Source organism: Vibrio sp. 10N.261.45.E2 (assembly GCF_002875705.1).
In the GTDB taxonomy this organism is placed as follows: domain Bacteria; phylum Pseudomonadota; class Gammaproteobacteria; order Enterobacterales; family Vibrionaceae; genus Vibrio.
On sequence record NZ_MCZZ01000090.1, the window covers coordinates 1 to 1,053 of the forward strand.

Below are 1,053 nucleotides of genomic sequence, written 5' to 3' on the forward strand. Positions count from 1 at the left end.
TGTAGTGGTCAAGTAAAACTGGCCACAGTTTTATAAGGGAACCAGAACTGTCGTTCCGACTCATTTGGTGTTAATCCACCGTTGTATTGATGTGGACGATGCTGGTTGTAATAACCAACCAGATAATCTGTTATTGCTTGGTGCGCCTCTGTAAAGCTTCTATAGCCATTCTTTGGTACCCATTCCGTCTTCAAGCTTCTGAACACACGTTCCATAGGACTGTTATCCCAACAGTTTCCTCGACGACTCATACTTTGAGTAATTCGATATCTCCATAGCAACTGACGATATTTCTTACTCGTATAGTGGCAACCTTGGTCCGAGTGGAACATTACGCCAGACGGTCTTCCACGGCTCTCATAGGCCATGGTTAACGCCTTACCTGTCAATGCGCTATCTGGGGAGTTAGACATTGCCCAGCCAATAACTTTTCGAGCGAATAGGTCGATAACAACCGCTAGGTAAGACCATCGCTGTCCTGTCCAGATGTAGGTCACATCCCCACACCAGACTTGATTCGGCTCAGTTACCGCGAACTGACGATTAAGATGGTTCGGTATATGAACGTGCTCCTGCTGTGTTTTCTTGTACGTATGTTTTGGTAATTGACCACTGATTAAATCGAGTTCTTTCATGAACTTGCTCGCACGATAACGACTAAGTGGGATACCTCTTGCTGTCACTATACCGGCAATGGTTCTCGCTCCTGCGGAACCGTTGCTAATCTCATGAGCTCGTCGAACTTCGGCACGAAGAAGTACATGCTCTGACGCTAGAGCTTTATCTCTATTTACCCAATAACGATAACTACTGCGATGAACCCCGAACACTTCGCAAAGCTGTTTCACTGCATAGCTCTTCTTGAGTTTCTCGATCATCGAGAACCGTTCAGGGAGTCTGACATCAAGAGAGCGGTAGCCTTTTTTAGAATGTCCTTTTCTTCTTCAATACGCTTGATTTTCTTTTTAAGGTCGCGGATTTCTCTTTGCTCTGGAGTGAGCGGCGATGCATTGGGTGCCTTGCCAGCCCTTTCAACTTTGAGTTGCCTTACCC

Annotated in this window: 1 pseudogene; it reads right to left on the reverse strand. The window is 46.1% G+C overall.

Going from position 1 to position 1,053, the window contains the following annotated elements:
• Positions 1-8: 8 nt before the first annotated feature.
• Positions 9-1,053 (reverse strand): annotated as a pseudogene (locus BCT34_RS04730) (IS3 family transposase); the annotation flags it as partial.